This window comes from Achromobacter sp. (assembly GCF_032102605.1).
In the GTDB taxonomy this organism is placed as follows: Bacteria; Pseudomonadota; Gammaproteobacteria; order Burkholderiales; family Burkholderiaceae_B; genus Achromobacter.
This window is the reverse complement of the sequence record NZ_DAMDGT010000016.1, coordinates 65,100-80,639: the sequence shown is the minus strand read 5'-3', so window position 1 is coordinate 80,639 and position 15,540 is coordinate 65,100. Positions and strand designations below refer to the sequence as shown.

At 66.2% G+C, this 15,540-nt stretch carries 14 protein-coding genes; 7 read left to right on the top strand and 7 right to left on the bottom strand.

Annotation, left to right across the window (positions count from 1 at the left end):
- Positions 1 to 84 precede the first annotated feature (84 nt).
- From RT614_RS25170 to RT614_RS25160, 3 genes are all read left to right on the top strand, one after another.
- Complete coding sequence (locus RT614_RS25170; RefSeq protein WP_313624918.1) at positions 85 to 864, top strand: SDR family oxidoreductase; 780 nt, start codon at positions 85 to 87, stop codon at positions 862 to 864.
- Positions 865 to 943: 79 nt separating this feature from the next.
- Positions 944 to 1,402: an Lrp/AsnC family transcriptional regulator gene (locus RT614_RS25165; protein WP_313624916.1), complete on the top strand. Its 459-nt coding sequence runs from the start codon at positions 944 to 946 to the stop codon at positions 1,400 to 1,402.
- A gap of 160 nt (positions 1,403 to 1,562) precedes the next feature.
- Positions 1,563 to 2,174: a gamma-glutamylcyclotransferase gene (locus RT614_RS25160; protein ID WP_313624914.1), complete on the top strand. Its 612-nt coding sequence runs from the start codon at positions 1,563 to 1,565 to the stop codon at positions 2,172 to 2,174.
- Positions 2,175 to 2,188: 14 nt separating this feature from the next.
- Here the strand turns inward: RT614_RS25160 and pagP are convergent, their stop codons facing one another.
- The 4 genes from pagP to RT614_RS25140 all read right to left on the bottom strand — a co-directional run bounded on the left by pagP (position 2,189) and on the right by RT614_RS25140 (position 5,962).
- A complete protein-coding gene (pagP, locus tag RT614_RS25155) occupies positions 2,189 to 2,743 on the bottom strand; it encodes a lipid IV(A) palmitoyltransferase PagP (protein WP_313624912.1) in 555 nt (184 codons plus the stop codon).
- A gap of 123 nt (positions 2,744 to 2,866) precedes the next feature.
- Positions 2,867 to 4,339, bottom strand: coding sequence for a magnesium transporter (gene mgtE / locus RT614_RS25150; RefSeq protein ID WP_313624910.1), 1,473 nt, complete (start codon positions 4,337 to 4,339; stop codon positions 2,867 to 2,869).
- A gap of 10 nt (positions 4,340 to 4,349) precedes the next feature.
- Entirely contained in the window at positions 4,350 to 4,760 is a 411-nt protein-coding gene (locus tag RT614_RS25145) for an acyl-CoA thioesterase (RefSeq protein ID WP_313624908.1), read from the bottom strand.
- Between the two features lie 107 nt (positions 4,761 to 4,867).
- On the bottom strand, positions 4,868 to 5,962 hold the full coding sequence (locus tag RT614_RS25140) for a YeiH family protein (RefSeq protein ID WP_313624906.1): 1,095 nt from the start codon (positions 5,960 to 5,962) through the stop codon (positions 4,868 to 4,870).
- Positions 5,963 to 6,076: 114 nt separating this feature from the next.
- Here RT614_RS25140 and RT614_RS25135 point away from each other — a divergent pair, with 114 nt between their 5' ends.
- Positions 6,077 to 6,970, top strand: coding sequence for a LysR family transcriptional regulator (locus RT614_RS25135; RefSeq protein ID WP_313624904.1), 894 nt, complete (start codon positions 6,077 to 6,079; stop codon positions 6,968 to 6,970).
- A gap of 26 nt (positions 6,971 to 6,996) precedes the next feature.
- Here the strand turns inward: RT614_RS25135 and RT614_RS25130 are convergent, their stop codons facing one another.
- Positions 6,997 to 8,193: a M20 aminoacylase family protein gene (locus tag RT614_RS25130; RefSeq protein WP_313624902.1), complete on the bottom strand. Its 1,197-nt coding sequence runs from the start codon at positions 8,191 to 8,193 to the stop codon at positions 6,997 to 6,999.
- Between the two features lie 77 nt (positions 8,194 to 8,270).
- Here RT614_RS25130 and RT614_RS25125 point away from each other — a divergent pair, with 77 nt between their 5' ends.
- On the top strand, positions 8,271 to 9,977 hold the full coding sequence (locus RT614_RS25125) for an AMP-binding protein (protein ID WP_313624900.1): 1,707 nt from the start codon (positions 8,271 to 8,273) through the stop codon (positions 9,975 to 9,977).
- 26 nt (positions 9,978 to 10,003) lie between these two features.
- On the opposite strand, the gene RT614_RS25120 is transcribed toward RT614_RS25125, so the two are convergent.
- Positions 10,004 to 10,879, bottom strand: a complete 876-nt coding sequence (locus tag RT614_RS25120; RefSeq protein ID WP_313624898.1) for an inositol monophosphatase family protein — start codon at positions 10,877 to 10,879, stop codon at positions 10,004 to 10,006.
- A 137-nt stretch (positions 10,880 to 11,016) separates the two neighbouring features.
- Between RT614_RS25120 and mnmD the strand changes: the two genes are divergently transcribed.
- Positions 11,017 to 12,885, top strand: a complete 1,869-nt coding sequence (gene mnmD, locus RT614_RS25115) for a tRNA (5-methylaminomethyl-2-thiouridine)(34)-methyltransferase MnmD (protein WP_313624896.1) — start codon at positions 11,017 to 11,019, stop codon at positions 12,883 to 12,885.
- On the opposite strand, the gene RT614_RS25110 is transcribed toward mnmD, so the two are convergent.
- Complete coding sequence (locus RT614_RS25110) at positions 12,872 to 13,276, bottom strand: hypothetical protein (RefSeq protein WP_313624970.1); 405 nt, start codon at positions 13,274 to 13,276, stop codon at positions 12,872 to 12,874. The genes mnmD and RT614_RS25110 overlap by 14 nt on opposite strands.
- Here RT614_RS25110 and RT614_RS25105 point away from each other — a divergent pair.
- Positions 13,205 to 15,379, top strand: coding sequence for a TIM-barrel domain-containing protein (locus RT614_RS25105; RefSeq protein WP_313624965.1), 2,175 nt, complete (start codon positions 13,205 to 13,207; stop codon positions 15,377 to 15,379). The two genes, RT614_RS25110 and RT614_RS25105, sit on opposite strands and share 72 nt — an antisense overlap.
- Positions 15,380 to 15,540: the final 161 nt, after the last annotated feature.

The following is a 15,540-nucleotide window of genomic DNA, read 5'->3' as shown; positions in this document are numbered from 1 at the left end:
CCAGGCGCGCTCCTATACTGGTCCGCTTCTGAGCGGAAGCCGCCGGGGCTTGCCGCCATCAACGCGTCGGCAAAAGGGGCGGGCATGGATCTCGGGATCAGGGGCAAGCAGGCACTGGTGTTTGGCGGCAGCCGCGGCATGGGCCGGGCCTGCGCGCTGCAACTGGCGCGGGAGGGCGTGGCGGTGACGATCGCGGCGCGCAATCCGCAGACGCTGGAGCAGGCTGCGGCCGAGATATCCCAAGAAACCGGCGTCGGCGTGGGCTGGGTATCGGCCGACCTGACCCTGCCGCAGGGACGGGACGCGGCCATCGCGGCCTGCCCGCATCCCGATATCCTCGTCAATAACGCCGACGGCCCGCTGCCGGGCGACTTTCGGGACTGGTCGCGCGAAGACTGGATCGCGGCGCTGGACGCCATGATGCTGGGCCCGATCGACATGATCCGCCGGGTGGTGGACGGGATGGTCGAGCGGCGCTTCGGCCGGATCGTGAACATCGTTTCGCGCAGCGTAAAGGCCCCGCATGCCGAACTGGGCTTGTCCAACGGCGCGCGATCCGGCTTGATCGGCTTCGTCGGCGGCTTGGCGCGCCAGACCGTGCGCCATAACGTCACCATCAACAACCTGCTGCCCGGCGCTTTCGCCACCGACGCGCAGGCCAGGCACATTCAAGGCATGCTGGAGCAGACCGGGAAAACGTTCGAGCAGCTCTGGGACGAGCGCGCGCGCAGCAACCCCGCGGGCCGTTACGGCCAACCCGAGGAATTGGGCGCCCTGTGCGCCTATGTCTGTTCCGCGCATGCCGGCTACATGACGGGCCAGAATCTGCTGATCGACGGCGGCGGCTATCCCGGGACTTATTGATCGCAGTCCGGCCCCGGCCTGCTGGACGAGAGGCCGGCGTTGAAGGCAAGATTGGCTCGTCATCGCGGGAAGGAAACCCATGGACCAGACGGACATCAAAATATTGGCGCTGCTGCAAAAGGACGCCACGTGTTCGGTCGCTGAAGTCGCGGAACAGGTGAACCTGTCCGTGACGCCCTGCTGGCGACGCATCCAGAAACTGAAGGACGATGGCGTCATCGCGCGCAATGCGATTCTGCTGGATCCTCGCGCGCTTGGTCTCAACCTGACGGTGTTCGTGTCCATCCGGACCAGTCAGCACAACGAAAAATGGACGCAGAGCCTGATCAACGCCGTGATGGCGCTGCCCAATGTTGTCGAGTTCCACCGCATGGCGGGCGACGTCGATTACCTGCTGAAGGTCGTGGTCGAGGACATGGCGGCCTATGACCGCTTCTATCGCCGGCTGATCGGCGCGGTGGACTTGCTGGACGTCAGCGCCAGCTTCTCGATGGAAGTCATCAAAAGCACCACGGAATTGCCCTTGGGGGCGGTGTAGGCGCCGACGCGGAATTTTTTTCCCCGGACCGCCTTCGTCGCGGATGCAAATTTCTTTCAGCCCGTTGCGACGGGTCAATCTCGCAATTCTTTTGCGCGGGCGGCGGCGTAGGATATCGATCACTCCAGCCTTGGAATGAACCGGGATATCAGAGGCCCCTATGTCGTTGGCAGTGCCCGCCGGCTGCGCCGGTTTGGACAAATCGCGGCAAGCGGTTTCGGTGGATGATCTTCTGGCCGGCTGGAATGGCGTCGACGACCTGTGGGTGTTCGCCTACGGTTCCCTCATCTGGCACCCCGGCTTTGCCTGGCGCGAAAGGCGCCTGGCCACCGTGCGCGGTTATCACCGATCGCTGTGCCTGTGGTCGCACGACCATCGAGGGTCGCCGGACAATCCCGGACTCGTTTTCGGACTGGACCGTGGCGGCTGCTGCCGCGGCGTCGCTTTCCAGGTCGCGGCTTGCGACGTGCCCGCGGTATTCCAGACGTTGTGGCGCCGGGAAATGGTGACGGGCGCGTACAGCCCGCGCTGGCTGACCTGCCATACCGATGCGGCGCCGGTGCGTGGGCTGGTGTTCCTGCTGAACCGCGCCTGCCGCGAGTATGCGGCCGATATCTGCGATGACCGCCTGCTGGCTTCAGTACGCAATGCCGTCGGACATTCCGGGCCTTGCCTGGACTATGTGGTGGAGACTGCGCGGGCCCTGCGCGCGCACGGCATCGACGACCTTCGCCTGGGCGACCTGGTGCGCAAGCTGGGTCACGCGTTCTGACGTGTGGCGCTGGCTTAGAAGTGCCAGCGGCCGAATACGAACAGCACGTTGCCTGCGCCACTGGAACCCGGGATGTACGTGGCGTACAGCATCGCGTCTTTGTAGCCCGCGCTGACCAACGGCAGGATGCCCGGGAAGGGCACGTAGCTCATGATGTCGTGCCGGGCGGTCAGAAACACCGTATAGCCGGCGCCCAACCGGAAGTTATCGCTGACCTGCCCGATCTTCAGGAAGCCATAGCCGGCGATGGGCTGGACCTTCGAATGCGAGTCCAGGAACGCCATGGCGTACAGCCCCTGCCAGTCGCCGTCTTCGTCGTAGATGCTGCGGCCGTAGCCGCCGCCCCAGGCCAGTTCATTGAAGCTGGCGATTTTTTCGGCGCTGTATTTGGAACGGTTGTGCCAGGCATAGCCGCTGACGTACAGGTCGTTTCCGCCCTCGGTCCAGATCTGGTCGATGCGGTTGCAGGCCGACTTGGCCCACGACGGCATGTCGTCGCAGGGATATGCGGGGATGGCGAAAACGGACAGCAGCAAACACAGCAGCGCGGCGCGAAATCGGGCGGTCATTGCGGGCCGGAAGGGAAGATGACAATTCCGTTACTGTAACGGAGTCGCCCTGATCCTCCCTGTCAGCCGGCTGTCGCGCCGGGAGGCGGCCGCGCATTGCGGCGAATTCCCGTGGCGCCGGCGCTACAGCAGGAAGATCGTGGCCAGGCCCAGGAAGATGAAGAATCCCAGCGAGTCGGTGGCGAAGGTCAGCAGGACCGAAGACCCCATCGCGGGATCCTTGCCGAAGCGCGCACGCACCATGGGAACCAGCACGCCGACGGACGCGCCGACCAGCATGTTGCAGATCATGGCGGCCATCATCACCAGCGCGATGGACACCGAGCGCGAAATGACCCACGCGAAAAGGGCGGCCACCACACTGCCGCACAGCCCGACGAGCAGGGTGACGAAGAGCTCGCGCTTGACGAGTTGCCACAGGTTGCGGCCCGTGATCCGTCCCATGGCGAGCGCCCGGATGATGAGCGTCATGGTCTGGTTGCCGGAGTTGCCGCCGATGCCCGCCACGATCGACATCAGGAAGGCCAGGATGACGATATGGCTGACCGTGCCCTCGAACTGCGATGCCACGAACGAGGCCGTGGCGGCGGTACAGAGGTTGAACAGCAGCCAGGGCGCGCGGTTGCGCAGCGCGGTGGTGACGGGCGCGAAGATGTCTTCTTCCTGCAGACCGGCGCGGGACAGGGCCTGTTCCTGCGAGTCCTCGCGCATCACGTCCACCACGTCCGCGATGGTGACGCGGCCGATGAGGCGGCCCTGGTCGTCCATCACCGGGGCGGACACCAGGTCATAGCGTTCAAAGGCGCCGGCGGCGTCGGCGTCGGAATCCAGCGGGTTCAGCGTCAGGAAGTCCGAATTCATGACTGCGCGGACTTCGGTTTCGGGTTCGCTGACCAACAGGCGCGACAGGGGCAGGATGCCTTGCAGCTTGTCCTGGCGGTCGACAACGAAGATCTGGTCGGTGTGGTCGGGCAGTTCGTGCAGACGGCGCAGGTAGCGCAGCACGACCTCGAGCGTGACGTCTTCGCGCACGCGGACCATCTCGAAGTCCATGATGGCGCCGACGCTGTCTTCCGGATAGCCCATGGCCTCCAGCAGTTGCGCGCGCTCTTCGTCGGTCAGGCCCTTCTGCACTTCCGCCACCACGTCGGGCGGCAGGTCGGGCGCCAGGTCGGCCAGCTCGTCGGCGTCCATGCTTTCGGTGGCGGCGACCAGGTCCTGGCGGTCCATCGCTTCGATCAGCGATTCGCGGACCCAATCTTCCACTTCCAGCAGGACGTCCGCGTCGTGCTCGGGGCTGACCAGCTTCCAGATGGCCTGGCGTTCGTCCTTGGGCAGGGACTCCAGGATGAAGGCGATGTCCGCAGGATGCAGGCCGTCGACCAGCGTCTTGAGCTCGGCTTCGTGCTGGCGATGCACCAGGTCTTCGACCAGCGTGGCCTTGGCGTCGCCTTCTTCCTGGCGGTGCACCAGGTCGGCCACCAGCTGCTGGCGGCGCAAGCGCTCCTGGACTTCCGCCAGGGCGGTCTGGGCGTCCTCCGGGTCGAGGCGGCGGGGCGTCGCGGGCGGTTTCTGCGCGGCGGCGGACTGCGTCATGCGATACGGCTCAAAGGGTGGGGAGGGGGCGGCTGCGCCGCGCTTCGTCGGTGGCGACGTAGGTCAGCGTGGCTTCGGTGACCTTGACGACTTCAGCGTCCAGGCGCTGGCGTTCCGCGTAGACCTCGACGGACACCGTGATCGACGTGGTGCCCGTCTTGACGATGGATGCGTAGAAACTGAGCAGATCCCCCACGAACACGGGCTCTTTGAACTGGAAGGCATTGACCGCCACGGTAGCCACGCGCCCGGCGGCCCGGCGGGCGGCCGGGATGGATCCGGCGATGTCCACCTGCGCCATGATCCAGCCGCCAAAGACGTCCCCATGGATGTTCGCATCGGCCGGCATCGGCATGACGCGCAATACGGCGTCGCGATTGGCTGGCAGAGTCGTGAACGGGGTTTTGTTGCTGGAGGTCATGCGGCCGACTCCGGTGCTAGGGAACCAGCCGATTATGCAGGAAAAACGAGGCGGCGGCGTGTGCGCTGACGGCTCGCCGACGCGTGCTGCGGCGGCGAGCGGGGCGATCAGCTTGCCAGCTTCACGATCCCGTAGCCGCCAGCCAACAGCCAGACGTACAGGATGAAGCCCAGGGCCATCACCCGCGGGCCGGCCTTCTTGATCTGGGCGAAGCGCGTTTCGATGCCCAGCGCGGTCATGGCCATGGTCAGCGCGAAGACGTCCAGGCGGCGGATGGCGGCGATCAGGTCAGCGGGAATGATGTTGAGCGAGTTGACGATGGCCAGCGCCAGGAACCCGACCGCGAACCACGGAATGGGCAGCTTGGCGCCCTTGCCGTCGCCGCCGGCGTGGGACGCGGCGCTGCGTAGGTACATGCCCAGCACCAGCAGGACGGGCACCAGCAGCGCCACGCGGGTCATCTTGACAATGGTGGCGACTTCGGTCGTGGCGGGGTCGATATTGCTGGCCGCGCCCACGACCTGGGCCACTTCATGGATGGTCCCGCCGATATAGATGCCCAGCGCCTGGGTGTCCAGCTGCAGCCACCCCGCGTGATAGAACACGGGGTACAGGAACATCGACAGCGTTCCGAACAGCACCACGGTGGCCACCGCCACGGCGCTCTTGTGGGGGGCGGCGCGCAGTGTCGGTTCAAACGCCAGGACGGCCGCGGCGCCGCAGATCGCGCTGCCCGCGGCAGTCAGCATGGCCGTGTCGCGGTCCAGGCCCAGCAGGCGCTGGCCGACAACGGTGCCGATCAGCAGGGTGCCCAGCACCACCGCCACGGAAACGGCCAGGCCGGGCAGGCCGACCGCCGCAATCTGCTGGATGCTGATGTTCAGGCCATAAAAGGCGACCGCGATGCGCAGCAGGCGGCGCGCGGTGAAATTCACGCCGACGCCCCAGTCGGCCGGCATCGTGCCCCGCAGGAAATTGCCATACAACATGCCGCAGACGATGCCCACGACCAGCGGCGAAAAGCCCAGTTGGCGGATATAGGGCAGATCGGCCAGCTGCATCACCGCGCCCGCCATCAAGCCCACGAACAGCACACCATTGAGCTTGTCCCGCCACGGGGTGGCGGCTGCGGACGCCGCGGCGGGGGCGGGCGCGGACGTGTTGACGGGGAGGGGAACGGCGCTGGTCGAGGTGGTGTTCATCACTAGCCTTTTCGGCATAACTACATAACTAGACGAAATATTAGATCCGGCCGTATTATTTGAAAAATCTTCAATTTGAATAATCAATATCGGAAATCCTGATATCCGCCACCCATGACGCCCGATCAACTGCTTACCTTCGCCGCGGTCGCAGACAGCGGCAACATCAGCCGGGCGGCCCAATCGCTGCACTTGTCCCAACCCGCCGTCTCCGGCCAACTGCGCGCCTTGCAGGAGTGGTTCGGCGAACCGCTGTACCGGCGCAGCGGACATGGCATCGCGCTGACCGAAGCGGGCGAGCGCCTGGCCGAACAGGCCCGGCAGCTACGCCAGGTCTACCGGCAGGCGCAAGCGGTGCGGGAATCCTGGCGCGGCCTGGAAACGGGCGTCTTGCGGCTGGGCGCCAGCACCACACCCGCCAGTTACCTGCTGCCCCGCTTGGTGGCGGACTTTCGCCATGCGTTTCCCGCCGTGAGCCTGCATCTGTCGGACGGCAATACGCGCGAGATCGTCGAACGGCTGCCCGCGCTGGACCTGGCGTTCATTGAAGGGGATGTGCCCACCGGCCTGCCGGCCGACACGGCGGTGCACGCCTGGCAACAGGACGAAGTGGTGGCGATCGTGCGGGCCGATCACGCACTGGCGGGCAAGGGGTCGGCCACGTTGCATGACCTGGCGGAGTCGCCGCTGGTCATGCGGGAACCTGGGTCCGGCGTGCGCCGGCTGGTCGAACGGGCGTTTGGCGACGCCGGGCTGGCGCCGGCGGTCGGGCTGGAGCTGGCCGGAGTGGAAGGAGTGAAGCAGGCGGTGCGGGCCGGATTGGGCGTGGGCTTCGTGTCCGTCATGTCGATGCGGCACGAGGACGGCGCGCTGGCGGCGCTGCGCCTATTGCCCACGCCGTTGACGCGCACCCTGAGCATCCTGGTGCCGCATGCCGACGCCGCCGCCCGCGCCGCCGGGCGCTTCCTGGCCATGTGCCAGGCGGTGGGGGCGCAGGACGCCGTCTAGCGGCGTCAGCGCCGGCTGAAACGGCGTCAGGGTTTGGCCAGACGCTTGAGCGCCAGTTGCACCCAATACGTGCCGCCCAGCGGCAGCAAGTCGTCGTTGAAGTCGTAGCTGCCGTTGTGCAGCATGCAGGGGCCCAGGCCGTGGCCGCTGTCGCGGTGCTCGCCCGTGCCATTGCCGATCCAGACGTAACAGCCCGGCAGCTCTTGCAGCATGAAGGCGAAGTCCTCGGCGCCCATGGTGGGCTGCACGTTGGCATTGACGTTGGCGTCGCCCACGATGTCGCGCAGCACGTCGGCGCAGAACTCGGCCTCGCCGGGGTGGTTGATGGTGGGCGGATAGTTGCGCTGGAAATTGAATTCGACTTCGCAGTCCATGGCCGCGCAGGTGTGCCGCGCGATTTCTTCCATACGGCGTTCGATCAGGTCCAGCACATCCAGCGTGAAGGTGCGCACCGTGCCGCGAAGTTCGGCGTGGTTGGGCACGACGTTGTCGGCGCTGCCGGCGTGGATCTGGGTGATGCTGAGCACGGCCGCATCCAGCGGATTGCGGTTGCGCGTGACGATGGTCTGCAGCGACTGCGCCATCTGCACGGCCGCCATGACCGGATCGATGCCCAGATGGGGCATGCCGGCATGGGTTCCCTTGCCCTTGATGACGATCGAGAATTCGTTGCTGGACGCCATGATGGGGCCGGGCGTCAGGCCGAACTGGCCGGGCTTCATGCCGGGCCAGTTGTGCATGCCGAACACCGCTTCCATCGGGAAGCGTGTGAACAGGCCGTCGTCGATCATGCGCTTGGCGCCGCCGCCGCCTTCTTCCGCGGGTTGGAAGATGACATAGACCGTGCCGGCGAAATCGCGGTGCTGCGACAGGTATTGCGCGGCCGCCAGCAGCATCGCGGTGTGGCCGTCGTGGCCGCAAGCGTGCATCTTGCCTTCGTTCTTGCTGGCGTGCTCGAACGTGTTGGCTTCCTGCATGGGCAGGGCATCCATGTCGGCGCGCAAGCCCACCGCGCGATCGCCCGGCTGGTTGCCGCGGATGATGCCCACGACGCCGGTGCCGCCCAGGCCGCGATGGATTTCGATGCCCCATTCCTCGAGCTTGGCCGCCACGACATCGGCGGTGCGGAATTCTTCGAAGGCCAGTTCGGGATGCGCGTGGATATCGCGTCGGATCTTGGAAATATCCTGGTGCCAGGCGACGATGGGTTCAAGGAGTTTCATGGGGGAACTCGGGCGGAATAGGGGGAACGCACACAGGGTATCATCATTCAAAAATCAATTTAATGGAGACAAATACCATGACACGTCCGTGGCTTGCTCAGTATCCCCAAGGCGTTCCGGCGGAGATCTCCACCGAGGATTATTCCTCGCTCACCGACTTGCTGGACCGGGCCTGCAAGCAATACGCGCCGCGCATCGCATGCACGGCGATGGGCAGCGACATGACGTATGCCCAGTTGGACAAGCACGCCCGCGCGTTCGCCGCGTGGCTGCAGAATCTGGGCCTGCCCAAGGGCGCCCGGGTGGCGCTGATGATGCCCAACGTGCCGGCTTATCTGGTGTGCATGCTTGGGTCGCTGCGCGCCGGCCTGACTGTCGTGAACGTCAATCCGCTCTACACCGCCGAAGAACTGCAGCGGCAGCTGCTGGACAGCGGCGCGTCCGTCATCGTCATCCTGGAAAACTTTGCGCACACCTTGCAGCGGGTGGCTGATCGCGGCGACCTCAAGCACATTGTCGTGACCGGGCCAGGCGACTTGCTGGGCGGACTGAAGGCGCCGCTGGTCAACCTGGCCGCACGCTACATCAAGAAGATCGTTCCTGCGTGGCATATCGATGGCGCCCATTTGCTGCCGAAGGTGCTGCACGAGGGCGCGCATATGCCGTTCAACGCCCCGGCCATCTCGATGGACGACGTGGCGGTGTTGCAGTACACCGGCGGGACCACGGGCGTACCGAAGGGCGCCATGCTGTCGCACCGCAATCTTGTGGCCAATGTGCTGCAGACGGAAGCGGTGGCGCAGCCCGTCATCCATGACCTGGCGGACCAGCAGCTCACCATCATCAGCGCGCTGCCGCTGTACCACGTGTTCGCGATGACCGTGTGCGGCCTGTATGCCATGCATGCGGGCATGCGCAACGTGCTGATCATCAATCCGCGCGACCAGCCCTCATTGATCAATGCTTGGCGCAAGACGCCGGTCAACGTATTCCCGGGCGTCAATACGCTGTTCAACGCGCTGGCGCACAACGAGGACTTCGCGCGCCTGGATTTTTCCGGGCTGCGGCTGACGCTCGGCGGCGGCATGGCCGTGCAGCAACAAGTGGCAGAACGCTGGCTGAAGATCACCGGCCGGCCGCTGATCGAAGGTTATGGGCTGTCCGAGACCTCGCCCGTGGCGACGGTCAATCCCACCAACGCCACGGCGTATTCCGGATCCATCGGGCTGCCGTTGCCATCCACGGACGTTGCGATTCTCGATGACGCTGGCAACGAGGTGCCGCTGGGTGAACGCGGCGAAGTCGGCATCCGCGGCCCGCAGGTGATGCTGGGCTACTGGCAAAAGCCCGAGGAGACCCGGCATTCGATGACCGCCGACGGCTTTTTCCGCACCGGCGACATCGGCATCATGGACGAGCAGGGCTACACGCGTATCGTGGACCGCAAGAAGGACATGATCGCGGTGTCCGGATTCAAGGTCTATCCGAACGAAGTCGAGGCAGCGGTGGCGCAGCATCCCGGGGTTCTGGAATGCGCGGCGATCGGTGTGCCCGACGAACATTCCGGCGAGGCCGTCAAGGTGTTCGTCGTGAAGAAAGACCCGTCGCTCACCGAGGCGCAGGTGCAGGAGTGGTGCAAGGAAAAACTGACGGGCTACAAGCGGCCGCGATTCGTGGAGTTCCGCGACGAGCTGCCCAAGAGCAACGTGGGCAAGATCCTGCGCCGCGAACTGCGTCCCGACGCGAAGGCCGCCGCGTCCTCTCCCGCGGGCACGTCGGCCTAGGGGCGGCAAAGCCGCCCCGGCAGGCGTCAGCCTTGCTTGTGCAGGTGCGGCGCAATCATCTCGTGAAGCGCGCGTTCGATGGCGGGATTGCCCGCCACGACGCGGCCACCGATCGGCCAGGGATCCTGTTTGTGCATGTCGGAGCAGGCGCCGCCCGCTTCGCGCAGGATGAGGGTGCCGGCGGCCACGTCCCACGGAGCCAGTCCCATTTCCCAGTAACCGTCGTAGCGGCCGCAGGCGGTCCAGGCGAGGTCCAGCGCGGCCGCGCCCATCCGGCGCACGCCGCGCGCGCGATTGATGGCGTCGTGCAACATGGGCATGTACTGCGCGGCGAATGAAAAATCGCGGAACGGAAAGCCCGTGGCCAGCACGGCGTCTTCGATGGTCTGCGTGCGCGAGCACGAGATGCGCCGTCCGTTGAGCCAGGCGCCTACACCATAGACTGCGGTGAACAGCTCTTCGCGGCAGGGATCGTAGACCACGCCGATGACCGGCGTGTCTTCCGCCAGGGTCTGGTCGGCCAACATGGACGTGCCCGCGTGCGCGATAAGCGCGATGGACACAGCGTAGTGCGGGATGTCATGCAGGAAATTGGTGGTGCCGTCCAGCGGGTCGATGTACCAGGTGGCGGCGCCTTGCGCCTTGCCCCCGGTTTCCTCGGCGACGATTCCGAACTTGGGCGTGCGAGCCTTGAGCTCCTGGATGATCGCGGCTTCTGCCTCGCGATCCGCCTGGGACACAAGATCATTCCGCGCCTTGCGGTCGATCACGAGATCGGCGCGATGGTGCGCGTAGGATTGAAGGATGGCTGCGCCTGCATGGGCGGCGGTGACGGCCGCGTCGATCGCGGCGCACAGGTCGATGGGCGAAGCCAGCGATTGGGGCTGATCGTAAGTATCCATGAATTCAGTGTAAGCCCATGTATGCGTCAAACCCGTGGCAAAGCGCTGAAATCCGCGGCGCTGCGTGGTGTCCATCCAACGCGAAACCGCGCGCGGCCCGATAATTCGCGCTACGCCGTCTATAACTATTGGACTTGTTGTCTGTGACTTACGTTCCGCTGATTCCTGCAAAGGTTGCTTTCGATTCCACCGGAAGACTGGTTAGTTCCGTTTATGGGGACGTATATCACTCGCCGTCAGGCGCGCTGGGGCAGGCCGAGCACGTATTCCTGCGCGGCAACGGGTTGCCGGAACGGTGGAGGGGGCGTTCCTCCTTCACCGTCTGCGAGACCGGATTCGGCCTCGGTCTGAACTTCCTGGCGTTGTGGAAAGCCTGGCGGGACGACCCGCAGCGGCCCGCGGCGCTGCACGTCGTATCGATGGAAGGGCATCCATTCACTCGCGATGACGTGTCCACCCTGCTGTCGCGCTACGCGCCCGAGCCGCTGGCCGCCCTGACCACCCGCCTGTCCGCGCAGTGGCCTGCGCTGCTGCCGGGACTGCACCGACTGGAATTCGAGAACGGCGCAGTTACGTTGACGCTGGGCTTCGGCGACGCCCAGGTCCTGGCGTCGCGACTGAGCGCGCGCGTGGACGCGTTCTTTCTGGACGGGTTTGCCCCCGAGCGCAATCCCCAGATGTGGGCGCAGCCGCTGCTGCGCTCCTTGGCTGCCCTGGCGGCGCCCGGCGCCACCGTGGCCACCTGGGCATGCACCGGCGAAGTGCGCAGGGACCTCGCGGAGGCCGGATTCGATGTCCGCCGCGCGCCCGGTTACGGAGGCAAATGGCACATGACGATGGGCCAGGTCCGGGAAGCGGGCCGAGCGGCGGCATCGCCGGCCGTGGGGCAGCGTCATGCTGTGATCGTGGGGGCGGGGCTGGCGGGCGCGGGCATCGCACAGGCGCTGGCGGTTCGGGACTGGAGGGTCACGGTGCTGGACGCGGGCCGGATCCAGGGCGTGCCCACGCACGCGGGCCACCTGGCCGCGGCCCTGACTCCGGTCGTGGCGCGTGACGACAACGCGCGCGCCCGGTTGTCGCGGGCGGGCAGCGAGCGGGCGCTTGCTCGGTGGCAGAGCCTGCCGGGCGGCGCGGCGCCTCGGGTATGCGGGACGGTCCAGGTCGAGCGCGACGCGGGGCGATCCGCCGCGCTGGCCGGCACCCTGCAAGCCCTGGCGTTTCCGCCGGATTGGGTGCGCCAGGTTTCGCAACAGGAAGCCAGCGCCTTGGCCGGTCTGCCGGTGGCGCGCGGGGGCGTGTTCTTTTCCCAGGGCATGCTGGTGCAACCGGGCCTGTTGATCGACGCGCTGCTGACTGCCGCCGGTGCGCAGGTCGTGCCGGGACGGGCGGCGAGCGTGTCGCAGGTCGGACAGGGATGGAGCGTGCGCGATGCCGCGGACGCCGAACTGGCCCGCGCCGATACCGTGATCCTGGCCAATGCCATCGGCGCTCGTGACGTGCTGTCTGCCAGCGGCCTGCTGTCGCCCCTGCCGCGGGTGGCGCAGATGCATGCGCTGGCGGGCGAGGTCACGCTCGTGCCCGCGGCGGCCCTGGAGGGCGGACCGCGATGCATCGTGGGCGGGGAAGGGTATCTGCTGCCGGATGTCGGAACTGGCTGCGTGGTCGGCAGCACCTATGTGCACGACGCCGCGCAGGCCCGCGTCAGCGACGTGGGCCAACGCGTCACGCTGGGCAAGGCAGCCGGCCTGCTTGGCGCCTGCTTTCCCGGTTTCGATGCGCTGACGCCGGGCAGCCTGCCCGGCTGGGCGGGATGGCGGGCGGTTCTGCCGGGGCGTTTGCCGGCGGTTGGCGAACTGCCGCACGCGCCCGGCCTGTGGATGGCCGCGGGATATGCTTCGCGCGGGCTGTCCTGGTCGGCGTTGATGGGCGACCTGATCGCCGCGCGCCTGATGGGCGAGCCCCTGCCGCTGGAGACCGATCTGGTCCAGCTTGTTACACCGCGATGAAAAAAATTTGAGGGTGCTCCGGTGTCGCGACCGGCTGGCGTAGAATTGTAAAAATTGCCGGAATTTGGCGCCAGTAGGCCGTAATTGACCTCCGGGTCGGCATTTTGGCGGTTCGGCGGCGTCTGCGCTCCCGGACGCTGGCCAAGGGCTTTATGCCCCTTTTTTGGATGATATGACCGTCCAAAAGAGGGACCGAGTTTATTTCAAAGCTCAAATCCGTCAAAATAGCGTCTTTTGATGGTTTTTGGCTTAAGCCGGGGGATGCTCTGTGCCGCCCAAGTTCGACTTTGCCCATACTACCCAACTCGACAATGTCGAGTTGCTGACGTCCCGCCCCAGTCGCATCGATTTCGACGCGGGCGATGGGTTGCACCTGGTAATCGAGGCGCATGCGCCGGGCGTCTTTCGCCTGCGCTGCGGCGAGGCGAACCACTTTAATGATGACAAGCCAGGAGCGCGTGCGCGCGCCGTGGCTGAAATGCTGCTCGCGCGCCAGGAGGCGGTGGGCGAAGCCGCCATCGCGCCCCGCGACGACGGAAACGGCTGGCGGATCACCCAGGGAGACGTCTCCCTCGAGATCCAGACAAGCCCCGTCCGCGTGGCGTTGTACCGCAACGAAGAGCGGGTCTTCGAATCCGAGGTTTCCGCGCATACGCCCGCATTCGGGCACAACGCGCTGGACCAGGCCGACGACGCCGTCTGGACGGCGGGCTTTTCGCTGGCTGGCGAAGAGCGCGTGTTCGGCCTGGGCGAAACCCCCGGAGACCTGAACCGGCGCGAGGAATCGGTTGTCTCCGACGACCCCGAGCATCGCGCCCTGCCGCTGGCATGGAGTCCGCGCGGCTGGGGCTTGTATGTCAACACGATGCGCCGCGTGGAGCATTCGGTGGGCGTCTCGCCCGCGGATTCCGCCTACGTGCTCACCGTGGACGACGCCGTCCTCGACCTGTTCCTGTTCGCCGGCGAACCCGGCGAAATCCTGAACCAATACACCGCGCTGACCGGCCGAGCCGGGCAGCCGGTGCTGTGGGCCATGGGCGCCTGGCTGCAACAGGCCGCCGGCGAGATGCCCACCCAGACGGTCGCCCTGGTGGCGCGCATGCGCGAAAACCAGATTCCCGTGGACGCCGTGACGCTGGCTCAGCCGGCTGCGTGGGGGTTCCAGGCGGACAAGACGGTCTTTGAATGGGACGCCCAGCGCTTCCCGGACGCCAAGCAGATGCTGGCGCTGTTCCACAAGCACAACGTGCATGTCGCTGCGTCCGGTTTTCCCGGCGTCATCAAGACCAGCCCGCTGTTCGAGGAACTCGAAGACCGCGGCTGGCTGCTGGCCAAGGACGATGGCTCGGCCCAGGTTTTTGACGGCAACGCCGCTACCTCCGGCCAGCCCTATGGCCTGCTGGACCTGACGTATCGCGACATCTACAACCTGTGGGTCGAGCGTCACCGCCAGTTGGTCGAAGACGGCCTGGACGCACCTGCGTGCGACGCCCAGATCGCCATCCCCGACGGCGTGACCGCCCGCAACGGCGAGACCGGCCCGGCCCTGCGTTCGATGTACCCCCTGCTGGTGCGCCGAGCGCTGTTCGACGCCGTGGCGGGACTGAAGGTGCCTCCGGAAGGCGTGGTGCCCAGCGCCGACCTCTTCCCCGCTGCCCAGCGCCTGCCCTGGCAGGTTGGCCCCCAGGTGGACAACACGTGGGAAGGCCTGCGCCATACGCTGCGCACTTCCCTGTCCATCGGCTCCAGTGGCGTCCCGGTGCAGGTGCACAATATCGGTTCTGCTGCGCGCGACCGCGCCGGGATGACGTCCGAGCTCTACCTGCGCTGGCTGACGGCCGGCGTGTTCTCGGCCAACTTCGCTTTCCAGGGTGTGGAAGGCCTGATGCCCTGGGATTTCGGCGACGAAACCCTGGCTCACGCCAAGACCTGGATGCAGTGGCGCTATCGCCTGGTGCCGTACGTTTTGGGCGCCATCGAAGACTCCGCCCGCACCGGCCTGCCGGTGCAGCGGTCGATGGCCCTGTCGTTCCCGAACGATCCGCACGCCCACGAATGGGACCTGCAATACCTGCTGGGCCCGGCCCTGCTGGTGGCGCCGATCACCGAACCGGGCAATCAGGTGCGCGTGTACCTGCCCAAGGGCGAAGCCTGGTGGGACCTGAACACGGGCCATCGTTACGAAGGCGGGACCACCTGGACCATCGACTGCGAACTTGGCCAATTCCCGGTCTTCGGCCGCGAAGGGCACATGCTCTGTCTTGGGCCGGCCGCGCAGCATACGGGCGAGTTCAATTCGGCGCGCATCCTGGACGAAGTCTGGATGTTCGGCATGCCGGTGCACAACCCGGTCGTCATGCGCAACAAGATCCGCGTGATGCAGATGCAGGGTTCGAGCTACATCAAGGGCCTGGAAGGACTGCGCATTTCGCCGTCCGAGGGCCTGGAAGTGAAGCGCCGCGGGGCGGAAGTCCGCATTTCGCGCGCGCGCTGAACCGGGTGCGGCCGCTAGCCGGCCCCCTATAAGAAAAGGGCAGTCAGGAAGGCTTTCCTTCCCGGCTGCCCTTTATGTCTTTGCCGTGGCGACACCCCGGCGGCACGTGCGTGCCGGCCACTCTCCGGGGGCCAGTGCGGCGATTCATATTACTTATAGTT

Coding starts and splice junctions, on each gene's coding strand:
- RT614_RS25130 (WP_313624902.1), bottom strand. CDS start 8,193: ATGAAACTCCTTGAACCCATCGTCGCCTGGCACCAGGATATTTCCAAG.
- RT614_RS25140 (WP_313624906.1), bottom strand. CDS start 5,962: ATGAACACCACCTCGACCAGCGCCGTTCCCCTCCCCGTCAACACGTCC.
- RT614_RS25160 (WP_313624914.1), top strand. CDS start 1,563: ATGTCGTTGGCAGTGCCCGCCGGCTGCGCCGGTTTGGACAAATCGCGG.
- RT614_RS25165 (WP_313624916.1), top strand. CDS start 944: ATGGACCAGACGGACATCAAAATATTGGCGCTGCTGCAAAAGGACGCC.
- mgtE (WP_313624910.1), bottom strand. CDS start 4,339: ATGACGCAGTCCGCCGCCGCGCAGAAACCGCCCGCGACGCCCCGCCGC.
- RT614_RS25110 (WP_313624970.1), bottom strand. CDS start 13,276: ATGCGCCTCGATTACCAGGTGCAACCCATCGCCCGCGTCGAAATCGAT.
- RT614_RS25170 (WP_313624918.1), top strand. CDS start 85: ATGGATCTCGGGATCAGGGGCAAGCAGGCACTGGTGTTTGGCGGCAGC.
- RT614_RS25135 (WP_313624904.1), top strand. CDS start 6,077: ATGACGCCCGATCAACTGCTTACCTTCGCCGCGGTCGCAGACAGCGGC.
- RT614_RS25145 (WP_313624908.1), bottom strand. CDS start 4,760: ATGACCTCCAGCAACAAAACCCCGTTCACGACTCTGCCAGCCAATCGC.
- RT614_RS25125 (WP_313624900.1), top strand. CDS start 8,271: ATGACACGTCCGTGGCTTGCTCAGTATCCCCAAGGCGTTCCGGCGGAG.
- pagP (WP_313624912.1), bottom strand. CDS start 2,743: ATGACCGCCCGATTTCGCGCCGCGCTGCTGTGTTTGCTGCTGTCCGTT.
- RT614_RS25120 (WP_313624898.1), bottom strand. CDS start 10,879: ATGGATACTTACGATCAGCCCCAATCGCTGGCTTCGCCCATCGACCTG.